This is a genomic window from Thermosynechococcus sp. HY213 (assembly GCF_031460975.1).
GTDB lineage: Bacteria > Cyanobacteriota > Cyanobacteriia > Thermosynechococcales > Thermosynechococcaceae > Thermosynechococcus.
This window is the reverse complement of sequence record NZ_JAVKVB010000018.1, coordinates 66552-80468: the sequence shown is the minus strand read 5'-3', so window position 1 is coordinate 80468 and position 13917 is coordinate 66552. Positions and strand designations below refer to the sequence as shown.

Genomic DNA, 13917 nt, shown 5'->3' with positions numbered 1-13917 from the left:
TATGCCACTGCCGATCCAACCAACCTAAGATTAAGGTACCCATCGTTTCTCTCTACTTCCCAGAGTAAAGCTAAAAAAGCTAGCTGCCTCTATATTTAGGTTAGCTTTTACACCCCAATTCTATACGGGTTCATTGCCAAACTGCTGCTCAGTGAGAATGATTAGAAACGACCACTGACATAATCGCAGGTTAAGGGATGCTGTGGCCTTTGAAAAAGTAAGCGCGTGGGAGCGTACTCAATCAGTTGACCCACTGTCTGTCCCTGAGGATTGGTTTGCAGGGCTAAAAAGGCTGTCCAGTCGGAAATCCGCGCTGCTTGTCGTAGGTGATGGGTTGCCATGATCAGGGTGTAGGTTTGTTTGAGGTGGCACAGACACTCCTCCATGCGGCGGGTCGCAGTAGTATCAAGCCCCCTGCAGGGGTCATCCAGTAACAGAATCTCCGGTTGCAGGGCGATCGCCCGCGCCAGACAAAGGCGTTGTTGCTGCTCTAGGGATAGCTCTAGTGCCGGCTCGCCCAAATGATTCTTCAGAGTTTGCCACAGATTCACCTGTTCCAAGGAAGATTGCACAAGGGCATCGAGATCCCCTTGATAGCCATGCACCCGAGCACCAAAGGCGACATTTTCATAGATTGATGTTGGAAAGAGACTCGGTCTGCTGAAAATCATCGGCATACGACAGCGCAGTTGCAACGCATTCCACTCCTTGAGGGCGTGCTGCCGATAGTGAATTTCGCCAGTCACATGGAGATGCGGAAAAAGTTCAATCAAGCGGTTCAAACAGCTTAACAGTAGGCTCTTGCCAGACCCAGAGGCACCGATCAAGGTCACCAGTTGGCGCGGCTGAATCGTGAGGCTGACATTGCTGAGCAGCGGTTGATTGCGGTAAAACACGCTCAGTTGGCGTACCTCAAGGAGAGTATGTTGGCCAACGGCAAGCGGGTCAACAGCAGTCATCGGCAGGACTTGGGCAGAGGCGTCACTACCACTCTAAACAGTAATGTTGGCCTACAGCTTAGCGTTCCTGAAGCTCCTCAGGGGAGGGACTCGTGGGGGGAACGACTGGTGCTGGTAATGGCTCAGGAAGACTGCGCTGGGCGATACGCTCAAAGCCGTGCAGAATCACATAAAAACAGGGAATAAGAAAGAGGGTGAGCAGTGTTGCCACAGCCAAGCCAGAAAACACAACAATGCCAAGGGGCTGCAAAAATTCTGAGCCTTCACCTAGCCCCAATGCCAAGGGGAACATCCCCACCACCGTTGTAATCGTGGTCATCATAATCGGGCGCAGACGGGCAGGGGCAGCTTTGCGAATGGCTTGGCTACGGCTACAGCCCTCCTGTCGGTAAATCTCATTCGCCAACTCCACCATGATGATGGCATTGTTGACGACAATCCCCACAAGCAAAATGGCACCGACAATGACCGTGGCGCCAATGGCCGTCCGTGTCAGGTACAAGCCCCAAATGCCACCGGCCAAGGCCAAGGGAATGGTAAACATAATCACTAGGGGGTCAAGCAGCGAATTGTACTGTACCGCCATGACCACAAACACGAGAAAGGCCGCCAAACTACCCAAGACCACTAAGGCCTGTTGCAATTGCTGATTGGCTTGAGCCGCCGTACTTGGCATTAGGGACACCCCCGGCGGAAACTCCAGATCGTTGAGAATGTCATTCACTTGGGCAAGGGCAGCACTGAGACTGGCACCTTCAACAAGATTGCCCGCTAGCATAAAGACCTGCTGCTGGTTAATGCGGCGGATTTCACCGGGGGCTTGACTGGGTTCGATGCGAGCGACATCCCCAAGGCGGAGGGGACGGTTATTGGCGGTAAAAAGGGGAATCGTTGTCAGGTCAGCGGGCGTTTGAATGCTTTCACTGTCCAGTTGGACACGAATATCCACTAGGCGATCGCCCCGTTGCAGGCGGGTGGGCACAAACCCCTCCAAGGCGGTTTGAATCGTCTGGCCAAGGTTGAGGGTATTCAGCCCCAGTTCACTGACGCGCTCCCAATCCGGCAGAATTTCAATTTCTGGCTGGCGAGGATCTACATCGGGACGAAAGCGCACCAATGTGGCCTTTTCATCAAGGACTTGGAGGACTTGGCGACCAAAGCGGTTGAGGGTCTGCTCATCACTGCCCCGCAGCATCACATCCACATCGGCACCGCGTACAGGTGAGTTGGTGAGAATAATGCCGCGCACTTGGCCGGGACTCAAGCGCAGCCGCACCCCCACGAGGTTAAGTTGATCAAGGGCTTTTGTTGCTTCTGTAATGTAGCGATCCACATTCACCCCACGCCGTAGAATGATGTTGCTATTAGCTCGCAGCGGATTGGCAATTGTATTCGTGCCAAAGAGGGCACCCCCCGTTGTGGTAAAGACGGCCTCTGTGCCCGGTTGTGCCATCAGCACCTGATCCACTGCCGCCATGACCCGCCGACTGGTGGGCAGGGGGGTTCCCGGTGGAAAAATGGCCATGAGGTTGACTTGACCCGTATTAATGCGCGGCAGCAGTTCTTGGGGAATTTGCTGAGCTAAAAGCCAACTGCCTCCCCCTAGAAGGGCGATCGCCAGCCCCACCACCAGCCAGCGTGCCCGTAGCACCTGCCCCAAGGCCCATTCATAGCGCCCCGTCAGCCAGAGGAACTTTTCATTAAAAAGGCGAATAAACGCGACCTGCCGTAGGCGATTTTGCACCGGCACCCCCAAAAGGCGGGAGGCCAAGGCCGGCACGACCGTGAGTGCCACCAGCAGCGATGCGGCAACCGCAAAACTAATCGTTAGAATCAACTCATTAAAGAGCAGCGCAATCAAGCCCCCCAGCAACAAAAAGGGCAAAATAGCGACCAAGTTAGTGAGGGTAGAGGCCAAAAGCGCTGATTCGATGCCTTGGCTACGCCGTTTTACCTCCTCAAGGTACTGTTCTTGGCTCATGGGGTGGGGGTCAATATCCGCCAAGGTTTCCAACATCACAATGGCGTTATCCACAACGATGCCAACCCCAAGGGCGAGTCCACCCAAGCTAAACACATTGAGGGAGAAGTTAAATAGCCCCATCAGCAACATCGCGGCCATCGTTGACAGGGGAATGGCCAGCAAAATAATCAGGGTTTGCCGCACCGAGCCAAGGAACAGCAGCACCGCGATCGCCGCCAACAGGGTTCCCGTCAGGCCTGCCGTGATCACATTGTTCAGGGAGTTGCGGATATAAACCGACTCATCAAGGACAGGAATGATCTGCGCATCGCGGGGCACGAGATTGGCTGCCTGTAACTCGGCTAAACGGCGCTTGATACCATCAGCCACTTCCACCGTATTGGCTTCCGGCTGCTTAAGAATACTGACTTTGACGGCAGGTTGGCCATTGAGGGTCACAAATACCCGTTGCTCGGCACTGCCATCTATGACTTGCGCTACATCCCGCAGATAGACTCGCTGACCATTGGCACCCGTCAGCATCACCTCCTCAATTTCACCGGCATTGCGAAACCGTCCCACTGTGCGGGTTAAGGGTTCTGCCGTTTGGCCGCGAATGCGTCCCCCTGAGACATCTTGGTTGCGATCGCTCAAAGCAGTTAAAACTTGATTTAGCCCCACCCCCGTGGCCTGCAATCGATCCAGATCCACAAGAATTCGCACTTCTTCGGTTGTCCCCCCAGAGACATCGACTCCCGCCACGCCGGGGACAACACTCAGCTCTCGATCCAAATCTTCGTCGGCAAAGACCCGTAACTCACGGCCACTGAGGGTTTCTGAGGTTAGGGCAAACTCATAGACCGGCAATTGTGACGGATCAAACTTAAAGAGGCGCGGCGACTCAATAATATCCGGCAACCTACTGCGGGCACGGTTAAAAGCAGCAGTGGCTTCATTTAAGGCTTGATCGACATCGCCACCGGGTTCAAAAAATAAATCAATACTGACTTGACCTTCGCGGGTTTGCGAATAGACCTGCACCACCCCCTCCGTGCGACTCAGGGCTTCCTCAAGGGGCTTGGTCACCTCCTCAACAGCAACACTAGGTACCACGCCCGGAATATCCAGCCGTACCCCAATGCGCGGGTACGTAATCGCCGGCAACAAATCCACTTGCAGCCGCATGAGAATAAAGACCGCCAACACAATGACAGTCAGGGTCAGCATCAGGGTGCCGATGTGGCGGGTCACCGCCAAGCCGCTAAAACTAAACCGTGGGGAGGTCATGCAAGTTTAACTGGTGTACAAGTCATCCTTTAGACACCGCTACTCTAACAAATCGTTTCTGAGCTTTCATCCCAGTCAGTGGGGTAAAGTGTCATGCCCAAACCCAGCGATCGCGCCCCCCATGTTTCGCCTTATACAAGGCTTGATCCGCGCGAGGAATCGAGTCACTGAGCACCTGTTCACCGGGTCGAAAAAGCGTGCCACCCAAACTAATGGTTGCAGTCAAAAACTGCTGATCCCCTAGTTCAATTGGTTGGCTTCTCACCACAGCGCAAAGTTCCTCGGCAACGGATTTAGCATGGTCTTCATTGGTGGCAAAAAACAACAGCACAAATTCTTCGCCTCCCCAGCGAACCAAAATACTATCTTTACAGGCCTCTATCACCTGCTTTGTCCTTGCCGCCAATGTGCGCAGAACCACATCGCCCTGATCATGCCCATAGGTATCGTTGATGCGCTTAAAGTGATCAATGTCGAAAATCATGACGATTAGCAGCGCGTCTCCTGTCGCTGCTTGGGACTGATAAGCCTCAACCCGACTCAAGAGAAAGCGGCGATTAAACGCCCCAGTCAAGGGATCCAACCAAGCCAAGGCCAAAAGTGCTTGCTCTCGCTGGCGCATATCACTGATGTCAGAAACGATCCACACACGCCCTAGCCGACTGTCGCCTCGCACGGGGTGGGTATCAATGAGGAAGGTTTTCTCGCCCATCAGACACTCCCCCTTTGCACTAAAGTTGGCATCGGCACTCAGCCCTTGAAAAATTCTGGTTAACTCATCGCGGTTATCGCATCTCTGGCGTGCTTGTTTCATGTGCTCGGCAACAATCTGAACCGGATGGCTTCCGGCTGGCAGTTGCAACCATTGACTGGCATAGGCATTAACCATCGCTGTAGAGCCATCCCCCTTGATCAAAACCAAGCCCAGCGGCACGGTGTCGAAAATATCTTGGAATTGCACTTCAAAGATGAAGCTGTTTTGCCGTTGGCGATGATGAGCCAACAGTTGCCGGTAAAGAGCTGCAATGTAGCCTTTTTGTTCTGCGAGTTGGCACAGCAGCCCCTCTACGGGATTCACCAATAGCAACCCTTGCCGCCACTGCTCTGGCTCACCGCAGGGAATATAAACGATTCGCTCAACCTTATCCAAAAGGCAGAAAAAGATAGAAGGCAGTTTTAGAAAAGGCGTGATATCAATGACAGCCTCCTCAACCAAATCTGGCCACGGAGCAATAATTTCGACGTTGGGAAATCGGCTGGTGCTGGTTGTGGTGATAATCTCTGCCCGATTGCCATGTTCATCGACTGTTAAGGCTAAGACAAGCTCAGACTGCGACCAATTAGCAACTAGATGACAAAATGCTGTAATGGCATCGGGAGTAGGGAGAAGTTGGCGGGCGAGGTGTTCGTGCAAACTTTTGAGCATGCCCTAATCAGAATGGATTATATATTTTTTGAGTAAAGAGCCAACGGCCTCAGGATGAGTCATGTGGGGAAGATGGCCTCGCGCGTCGATCCAATCAAGTGTACTATTTGGCAGTTTCCCCTGCAGCCACAGTGCCACAGGTTGGGGAACCACAAAGTCGTCACGATTGAAAATGAGGTGCACGGGTTGAAAGACTTTGCCCACAAACGCCCTTGTATCAGAATCAAAAATGACCTGAAGTGTGCGCAATGCAACACTTGGCTGCAATCGAAAGAGGGTTTTTGAAAAATCAGCTAGCCGGTGATCCTCGGTCAGGCCAAACATCAGGGGAGCAAAACCCGCAGCCCATGTTTGGTAGTTGGTGACCATGGCGTCATAAATGGCCTGTAGGTCTTCGGGGGTGAGGGTACCGGGATAATTCTCATCTTTGAGATAGCAAGGGGAGGGGTTGAGCCAGATATGTCGTCGAAACAAGTCAGGTCTGGCGATCGCGGCAATTGCGCCAATCATGCAACTGACGGAATGACCAACATATATGCAGGATTGGACACCAAGGCTATCTAGTAATTCAATGAGATCGTCAGCATAACCATACAAATGACTGTGTCTTTGCAGGTCGTAGCGGCGCAACGTGTCTTCGTCGGAGCCACAGCCTGCAAGATCATAGCGAATATAGGTGAAGCCCTCAGGGAAGAAAGGCATTAGGTAATCCCAAGCGCTTTTATCGGTACCAAAACCGTGTCCTAGAACAACGGGAACTGTCCCCCACTGGTCAATCTGGACGTATGGCTTGAGAGACTCGGGAAGACCAGCAACTTGATGCGTGATTTGCATAAACGTTTCGCACTACTCAGCCAATTAATTAAGTTTTTTTAATTTTCAGTGGATAAATTGAGTTCGAAACTTGAAGGGCAATGCTAGAAAAAACATAGCACCTAGATGATCTTACAAAACTCCATTCACCTGAGAAAGAAATCTTTAACAATTTGCTATTGACCGGCGAACCGTTGCCGCAACCGTCGCAGCGCAGCCCCTGTGCCTTGGGTTGCCGCCTCTTCGAGGACAGCACTCATCAACGCTACTAAGTTAATGTCTGGAAAATAGCGGCTTTTGGATCGAGGGACATAGGTCTGATCATCGAGAGCATAAATGCTCAAGCCCGTTGACTTGAAGAGCCACACTTCAGGAACGCGATAAAGAAGGTAGTCCTCAGCCGCCGTATAGGTGGTGACATCAATTTCAATCACCAAGTCGGGTGGCGGATCGGTTTGCCAATCAATACGGTCTTTGCCGACGGCTGCCGTCCAGTTGTCAATATAGAAGCAATAGTCAGGCTCAATGCCACCCATCTCAGGAATCTCCATGGTGATCGGCGTAAAGGCTTCGTAATTGCGCTCCTCACTATCCAGCAAAACTTTGACAACATCGGCAACGATATTCGCTTCGCGGCCATGACGGGGTAAGGGACTCATGAGCAAAATTTCCCCCCGACGAAACTTGATGCGGGGAATCGAACCATCGCCACGGCTGTTGCGGAGGCAACAGTAATCTTGCCACGTACCGGGCATGCGTAGGACACTGCCGGGGGGAAGAATAATTTTGGCTGGAGAAACAACCGCATACATGGCAAGGTATATCCACAACAGGTCTAGTTCCACTGTGCCACAGCATCAAGGTTGACGCGCTTTGCGGTTGCGAATCGCGCGGACAGTGTTCCCCTTGCACTAGCCTAGAAAAGGCAGAGATTCAGACGAGACAAAGATGCAAGACGGGCGTGTGATTGCCGATTCAATTTCGCCAGCAGGGGTGCGCTTGGTGACGCTGCAACTGACGTACCCGCGTTTTATCCATAGTGAACTGCTCACCCATCGCGTGTTTTCCCGTAATTCCGCTAGTTCGCGAGCGGTGCCTGTGGCCAAAATGATGGAGCAAGTCGAACACAACCCGGTCATTCCTTACCATTGGGGAAAAAACCAGCGGGGGATGCAGGCGCGCCAAGAAAGTGAACATAAGGAGGCTGCCAAGGAAATTTGGCTGAAAACCCGCCTCGCGGTTCTTGAGGGGGCACGCCAACTCCATGAACTAGGCATTCACAAGCAGGTGGTGAACCGCATGCTGGAGCCGTGGCTGTGGATGCAAACGGTGGTGAGTAGCACGGAGTGGGATAATTTTTTGCGCCTGCGCAACCACCCCGATGCCCAGCCCGAAATGCAAGCCTTGGCTAAGCTGATTCAGCATTTGCTGGAAACCCATGAACCGACACCTGTGGCGGTGGGGGATTGGCACCTTCCCTATATCGATCCCAGTGAGCGCGAGCAATATAGCCTTGAGGAGTGTAAGTACATGTCCGTGGCTCGCTGTGCACGGGTGTCCTACTATCTGCGGGATGGCCAACGCAGTGACCCCGCCTCTGATCTGGCGCTTTATCAACGCTTGGCGGGGGCAGAACCGAAGCACCTGTCGCCCCTAGAACACGTGGCAGAATGCATGGGCGATCGCCAGCCCTATGCTAATTTTGTGGGTTGGCGGCAGTTGCGTTACTTTGAGGAGAGAAAATCAGCACATGCCCCCCAATGATCCACGATACACTGAGTAGCAGAAGACACCATTGACTGAGTTGACAAGAGCGAGGAGTGCAGCCATGGACGTTGCTATTAACGTGAAACCCATTCTACTGGCCATTACGCCGGTGTTTATTGTGCTGTGTTTGGTCTTTGGCACCCGCAATGGCTTCTACGACACCGATAACTACCACGGCAACGGTTCTGCTCACTAAAGCTAACCAAGGAGGGTGACTGTTCGTCATTCATGATCGAGTGCCTCAACTATGGGGTGGGTCACGCAGATGAGGGGGTGTGCATTGGCTTAGGAATTGGCACCTATCGGATTTTGCTGGACTGTGGTGTGCCGTCCCTTGATGTTTTGCCCCTTGATGAAATTGAACAGCATCCCTTTGACTTGGTGCTCTGTAGCCATGCCCACGCGGATCATGCCCAGAGTCTATTGGCACTCCATCGCCGTTTTCCCCATATTCCCATCTATGCCAGTGAGGTCACGACCCAGCTTTTGCCCCTCAATTGGCCGCATGAAACGGTTCCCCCTTTCTGTCGTGCTTTGCCTTGGCGATCGCCCGTTGAGTTTGGGGATGGCCTGACCGCCGAACTCTTTCCTGCAGGGCATTTACCGGGGGCTGCTGTTTTTGCCCTCACCTACCAAGACCCCAACCCAGAGCAATCGCCCCTGAGCGTGGTCTATACTGGGGATTTTTTCCTGTCCCATACTCGCTTTACGGAAGGGCTACCCCTTGCGGATCTGCGAGGATTGCAGCCGGATGTGCTGATCATTGAGGCCAGCTTGGGCACCGCGCGTCATCCCCACCGCCGTCAACAGGAAAACCAACTGGCAGAACGCATCCGCACGGCGGTTGATCAAGGCTACAATGTCCTACTGCCGCTGCCGCCCCTCGGTACTGCTCAAGAAATTCTCATCCTACTGCGCAGTCATCATCTTTTTACGGGACAGCCGATTCAAATTTGGGTCACGCCAGCGATCGCTCGCGGCTGTGATGCCTACCTCACGGTTTTGCCCCATTTACCCACGGCCATTCAAAATTTTGCCCAACACCAGTCCCTCTTTTGGGATCAGCGGGTCAAACCCCAAGTGCAGCCCTTAAGCGATTTGGCGCAAATTCGAGGCGCAGCCCCCACCATTGTCCTTGTGGAGGAGGATCAAGACCTGCGTCCCTACCTAGCTCAGGGGAAACGGCCTTGGCTGGTACTCTATCCACGTCTGCGCTATGGTCAGCCTTTTCGGGGCGGTGATCCTACCTTAGCCAGCTTGCCCAATGTAGAGGTGGATACGTTTTTACTTTCCCTCCATGCCGATGGCCCTGCAACGACGCAACTGATTCACAATATTCGCCCGCAGCATGTGGTGCTTATCCACGGCGACCCCAACTACCTTGCCGATTTAGCCAGCCTGAATGAATTGAGCAACCGCTACCATCTGCACACCCCCACCAGTGGCTCAACGATTCAATTTCCCATTGGCCAACTGACGCTTTCGACGCCGAGTTCGTTGGTGCAACTGGCCTATGAGGGGGAGGTGAGTGAGTGGAACGATGAAGCGATGATTCGCCTACCCGCTTCTATTACCACAGATCCACGCTGGCGACGGTTGGCGGATACGGGCTTTGTCCTTGCCTCATGGCAGGGGGAGCAGTTGCTGATTCGCGGCATGACCCCCAAGGAAGTGCTGGGTGGAACATCGACCCCGATCGCCCCCGATCAGGAGAGCTGTTTTAATTGCCAGTTTTATCGCGGTCAGCGCTGCTGGAACGAGGCTTCTGCGCTCTACAACTTCAAAGTGGCACCAGAGGGCTATTGTCCAGCCTTTGAGCGGGCAGAAACACAGCCGGAACCCGAAAGCTAGGCCCCTTGGAGCTGTCGCCGCAGGGTGACCGTCGGACTTTCCGCGCCTGTTTTGGGGTCAATGGCGATCGCCATCAGGGCAATGGAACGCACACTCGCGGGCACGTCAATGTGAAGCACGGTTTGCCAGTAGTCCCCATAGCGATAAAAATCAAACTCCACGAGCCAGCGGGGGCCAGCAATTAACTCTCCTGTTTCGCCATTGGTGATCCACACCTTCACAGAGCAACCCCGTTGTGTTGCCGGCAAATTCACCTTGAGGTGCAGCGGCGATACCAGTGGCTCCGGTGACAGCAGGAGCTGGGGGGGGGTCAATAGATAGGGACTCTTAGGATTCGTGGATACTGGCGGTGTGGGTTCAACGGGGGGCGCTAATTCCGCTAACTGTTGCAATCGCGACCAAAATCGCTCTTGGCGATCAATGGGCAAATCCCGAGGTGGCGGCACGGTAACGGCAGATAGGGGCTGGCAAAAGCTAGGCAAATCCACGACAACAGGGGCTTTTACAGGCTTCAGTTGGGGCGGTAGGGAAAAGCCGCTCACTGGCACAGGTTCGAGAGTCTTATCCCCTAAGATGGGCAACTGCGGGCCAGCGGGTGTTTCGCTCTTAGATGGGGCGGGTTGGCGGGGCGCAGAGACGGCAGGCATCTCCGGTGCCGGTAACACCGTGACCATAAAGGCTTGCACTTGGCGAAGATCGCTGTGCTCTAGGGGTTGGTTGGGCAGGAGGCGGGCTTCCCCCACCATGACTGGATAATCGGCCAAGGGGGTGAGTGTACAATGAAACCCCCATTTCCCCTCGCGGGCGATCGCGGGCACTGAGTGCTCCTGCACCACATCGCGGGTGACGGGATTGCGCAAACGAATCACCACCGTACCGGGAACGGCAACTGTGCCCTCTAAAACCAGCGTTTCATCGGCAAAGATCGTATAGGCACTTTGGGGCAGCTCAATGAGCGTCGTGGGCAGCTCAGCAGGGGAGGGTGCTTGCGGCTTAGGGGGGTCGGCAGCTTTCACCGGCTGCTCTGGAACCGCAGGCAAGGTTTCTGGTGCCGGCAAATCCCACTCTTCGCTTTGGGCAAGGACATCAAGGGCGATCGCAAACACCTCTGCATCCAGCACCCCCTCTTGGGCCACACGGCATTGAAATTCCCAACGCCCCGCCTGCAAATACGTAAAGGGCAGAATACCCATGAGTCCTGTGGAGCTGCTGCGGTGGGTGCGGCGTTGGTAGCGCTGCTTGGGCACCCCCTGATCATCGTAAAGATGGGTAATTTGCACTTCCACCGAGGTTTCGGCAACCGGACAGCGCGCCATCAAGCGGTAACTGCCCTCCAAAACTTCCGCCGAGGGTGGTTCTAGGGGCAACCAAGCGCGATCGCCCTCCTTTTGCAGTAAAAACTCCCATCCGCCCATAGCTCATTTTCACTCTCCCACTGCTTAGGATATTGCACAGAAAAGGCCACATTATGCAATCTCAGATGCAAAGTTAAGCCGATGGAAAGGCCACTTGCACCAATGAAACATCATCACTGCCAAAGGCATCGGGCGCTGCATGGCTCTGCACTTGGGCAATCAACTGGGGCAGCGCCGGCACAGGGTCTTGGGTGTGGGCAGCAATGAGCAACTCCCTAAAGGCTTCGAGACCCCAAACCCGATTGTCGGTTGTTTCAAACTCATAGATGCCGTCACTAAAGAGGTAGAGAACTGCCGAAGGGGGGACTTCAATCGTGGCTTGGCTAAAGGCCATGTCAGCAAACATGCCAATGGGAATGCCCGGTGTCTTGAGGAGAGTCGCTCGCCAGCCATCAGCCTCAGGGGTGAGGAGCAGTGCCGGCGGGTGTCCACCACTGGCATAGGTCAACTGCCGTGTTTGGCGATCGTACACGCCGTACCAAATCGTGAAATACTTCTCGTGCTGATCCGTCATTTGAAAGCCATTGTTGAGGGCTTCGAGGACTTGGGCAGGGTGCCGATAGTCAAATGTGCCGCTCGTTTGCTCTCGCGTGGTGCTGCGCAGGAGGTTCAAGACGGAGACCGAAGGCAGAGCCGCCCCCAAGCCATGGCCTGAAACATCGAGAATGTAAAGCACTAAATAGCGATCGCCCACCCCAAAAAAGTCAAAGCAATCGCCGCCCAACTGACTCGACGGCAAAAAGTAGTAGTTAATTTTGCAGGGGGCTTCTTGGGGAGCCGGTAGGAGCGATCGCACATAATCCGCAGCCTCGTGCAGTTCCGCCTCTAGGAGTTGTTTCTGCTTGAGCAGATCTTGGTTAAGTTGATAAAGGCGCAGACCCGCCTGAATCCGTGCCCGCAGTTCATTGGGGTCAATGGGCTTGGATAAGAATTCATCCGCACCAGCATCTAAGCCCTGAATGCGATCCTCCAGTTCCCCCTTGGCGGTCAGCAGCACAAAAAAACTGCGGGAGAGTTCCTGATCCTGCTTGATTTGACGGCACACCTCTAGGCCGTCCAGTTCGGGCATCATCCAGTCGCAGATGATCAGGGCGGGTTTCTCAGCGGTGGCGATCGCGATTCCCTCGCGGCCATGGCTAGCAACCGAGACCTGGTAGCCCAGATCCTTTAGGGTTTTGCGCAGCAGCAGTCGGCTAGTAGGGTCATCATCAATGACGAGAATTCGATAGGGCTGGCGATCGCCGCTCATAGCTTCAGCCTGCAAAATCTCCCCCTAGTGTATCCCAAGGCTCTTGGCTATTTTGGGGTTTGCCTCGGATCAAGGGCATCCCGCAGGCCATCGCCAACAATGTTGAAACACAGCACCGTCAGTACAATCAGTGTGGCGGGTGCCCAGACTAACCATGGCTGCAACACTAAGATTGAGGCATTCGTTGCCAACGAGAGCATATTGCCCCAAGAGGGATCCGGCTGCTGAATTCCTAGACCAATGAGACTGAGTACCGATTCCGCCACAATAAAGCTGGGAATCGAGAGCGTTGCGGCAATCATCACGTAGGTTGCTGTCTGGGGAATAATGTGCCGCACAATAATATAGAGCGATCGCCCCCCCATTACCTGCGCCGCTTGGACAAAGGCCATTTCTTTGATCCCCAGCACCTGACCGCGAATCACCCGTGCTAGCCCCGCCCAACTCACAAAGGATGTGATTACGGTAATTAGCAAAAATCGCTCACCACTACTGAGTCCCGTGGGGAGTACTGCCGCCAAAGCCACCAGCAGATAGATGGTCGGCAGCGTCATCAGCACCTCAACGCCCCGCATCAAAACGGCATCGAGCCAGCCGCCAAAGTAGCCAGAAATTGCCCCCACCAGAATGCCAATCGGGAAGGCGATCGCCACCCCCACTAGGCCAATACTGAGGCTAATGCGGGCACCAAAGAGCAGCCGACTGAACTGATCGCGTCCTTGGTCATCCGTGCCCAACAGATTCAGATAGCCCTTACCCACCGTGCCAAAGAGATGGCGATCGCTGGGGAACCCGGCAAAGATCGTACGTGGTTCAATTTGTGGATTGGTGAGACTCCAGCGAGTCGGTAGGGGCAGGGTAATTTCCAAGAAGCGATAGGGGCTGCCCTTGACAAAGAGGCGAATCGGCGACGGTTCCTGCCAGTCTACAATCAGAGGACGTTCCCCTGTTTCCAAGTTCACAGGCCCCAAGCGGGTGGGATAGACATGGGGGCCAAGCCACTGACCGTTGGGGGTGCGCCAGTAAATGCGGGTAGGGGGCAGCAGCGCACCCTCCACTTGAAAGGTATAGGGACTGTAGGGAGCAATAAAATCCGCGGCGATCGCCAGCAGGTACAACGTCAGCAACACCCCCAAACTGACCATCACTAAGGGGTTGCGCCGCAACGCTTGCCAAGGGGTCATTCG

11 protein-coding genes are annotated in these 13917 nt (G+C 54.3%); 3 read left to right on the top strand and 8 right to left on the bottom strand.

The window, feature by feature from the left end; all coding sequences use genetic code 11:
* Positions 1-161: 161 nt before the first annotated feature.
* The 5 genes from RHK62_RS12805 to RHK62_RS12785 all read right to left on the bottom strand — a co-directional run bounded on the left by RHK62_RS12805 (position 162) and on the right by RHK62_RS12785 (position 7260).
* Positions 162-959, bottom strand: a complete 798-nt coding sequence (locus tag RHK62_RS12805; RefSeq protein WP_206200480.1) for a phosphate ABC transporter ATP-binding protein — start codon at positions 957-959, stop codon at positions 162-164.
* 58 nt (positions 960-1017) lie between these two features.
* Positions 1018-4209 carry an efflux RND transporter permease subunit gene (locus tag RHK62_RS12800; protein ID WP_310453802.1) on the bottom strand — a complete coding sequence of 1064 codons (3192 nt, stop codon included), beginning with the start codon at positions 4207-4209 and terminating at the stop codon, positions 1018-1020.
* Positions 4210-4300: 91 nt separating this feature from the next.
* Positions 4301-5635, bottom strand: coding sequence for a GGDEF domain-containing protein (locus RHK62_RS12795; RefSeq protein ID WP_302677334.1), 1335 nt, complete (start codon positions 5633-5635; stop codon positions 4301-4303).
* Between the two features lie 3 nt (positions 5636-5638).
* Entirely contained in the window at positions 5639-6469 is an 831-nt protein-coding gene (locus tag RHK62_RS12790; protein ID WP_206200477.1) for an alpha/beta fold hydrolase, read from the bottom strand.
* A gap of 155 nt (positions 6470-6624) precedes the next feature.
* On the bottom strand, positions 6625-7260 hold the full coding sequence (locus RHK62_RS12785; protein ID WP_310453801.1) for a Uma2 family endonuclease: 636 nt from the start codon (positions 7258-7260) through the stop codon (positions 6625-6627).
* A gap of 136 nt (positions 7261-7396) precedes the next feature.
* On the opposite strand from RHK62_RS12785, the gene RHK62_RS12780 reads away from it, so the two are divergent.
* The 3 genes from RHK62_RS12780 (at position 7397) to RHK62_RS12770 (ending at position 10066) form a co-directional block, all read left to right on the top strand.
* The gene (locus RHK62_RS12780) at positions 7397-8212 is read left to right on the top strand and encodes an FAD-dependent thymidylate synthase (RefSeq protein WP_302677336.1); all 816 of its coding nucleotides are present in this window, start codon (positions 7397-7399) and stop codon (positions 8210-8212) included.
* A gap of 64 nt (positions 8213-8276) precedes the next feature.
* Positions 8277-8411, top strand: coding sequence for a hypothetical protein (locus RHK62_RS12775; RefSeq protein WP_255451743.1), 135 nt, complete (start codon positions 8277-8279; stop codon positions 8409-8411).
* Between the two features lie 32 nt (positions 8412-8443).
* On the top strand, positions 8444-10066 hold the full coding sequence (locus RHK62_RS12770; protein WP_302678474.1) for an MBL fold metallo-hydrolase: 1623 nt from the start codon (positions 8444-8446) through the stop codon (positions 10064-10066).
* On the opposite strand, the gene RHK62_RS12765 is transcribed toward RHK62_RS12770, so the two are convergent.
* From RHK62_RS12765 to RHK62_RS12755, 3 genes are all read right to left on the bottom strand, one after another.
* Positions 10063-11481 (bottom strand): hypothetical protein, encoded by a 1419-nt coding sequence (locus RHK62_RS12765; protein WP_310453800.1) that lies wholly within the window; start codon positions 11479-11481, stop codon positions 10063-10065. The two genes, RHK62_RS12770 and RHK62_RS12765, sit on opposite strands and share 4 nt — an antisense overlap.
* Before the next feature lie 73 nt (positions 11482-11554).
* A complete protein-coding gene (locus tag RHK62_RS12760) occupies positions 11555-12730 on the bottom strand; it encodes a SpoIIE family protein phosphatase (protein WP_315862934.1) in 1176 nt (391 codons plus the stop codon).
* 47 nt (positions 12731-12777) lie between these two features.
* Complete coding sequence (locus tag RHK62_RS12755; protein WP_302677340.1) at positions 12778-13914, bottom strand: ABC transporter permease; 1137 nt, start codon at positions 13912-13914, stop codon at positions 12778-12780.
* Between the last annotated feature and the right edge of the window lie 3 nt (positions 13915-13917).

Coding starts and splice junctions, on each gene's coding strand:
- RHK62_RS12805 (WP_206200480.1), bottom strand. CDS start 959: ATGACTGCTGTTGACCCGCTTGCCGTTGGCCAACATACTCTCCTTGAG.
- RHK62_RS12800 (WP_310453802.1), bottom strand. CDS start 4,209: ATGACCTCCCCACGGTTTAGTTTTAGCGGCTTGGCGGTGACCCGCCAC.
- RHK62_RS12795 (WP_302677334.1), bottom strand. CDS start 5,635: ATGCTCAAAAGTTTGCACGAACACCTCGCCCGCCAACTTCTCCCTACT.
- RHK62_RS12790 (WP_206200477.1), bottom strand. CDS start 6,469: ATGCAAATCACGCATCAAGTTGCTGGTCTTCCCGAGTCTCTCAAGCCA.
- RHK62_RS12785 (WP_310453801.1), bottom strand. CDS start 7,260: ATGTATGCGGTTGTTTCTCCAGCCAAAATTATTCTTCCCCCCGGCAGT.
- RHK62_RS12780 (WP_302677336.1), top strand. CDS start 7,397: ATGCAAGACGGGCGTGTGATTGCCGATTCAATTTCGCCAGCAGGGGTG.
- RHK62_RS12775 (WP_255451743.1), top strand. CDS start 8,277: ATGGACGTTGCTATTAACGTGAAACCCATTCTACTGGCCATTACGCCG.
- RHK62_RS12770 (WP_302678474.1), top strand. CDS start 8,444: ATGATCGAGTGCCTCAACTATGGGGTGGGTCACGCAGATGAGGGGGTG.
- RHK62_RS12765 (WP_310453800.1), bottom strand. CDS start 11,481: ATGGGCGGATGGGAGTTTTTACTGCAAAAGGAGGGCGATCGCGCTTGG.
- RHK62_RS12760 (WP_315862934.1), bottom strand. CDS start 12,730: ATGAGCGGCGATCGCCAGCCCTATCGAATTCTCGTCATTGATGATGAC.
- RHK62_RS12755 (WP_302677340.1), bottom strand. CDS start 13,914: ATGACCCCTTGGCAAGCGTTGCGGCGCAACCCCTTAGTGATGGTCAGT.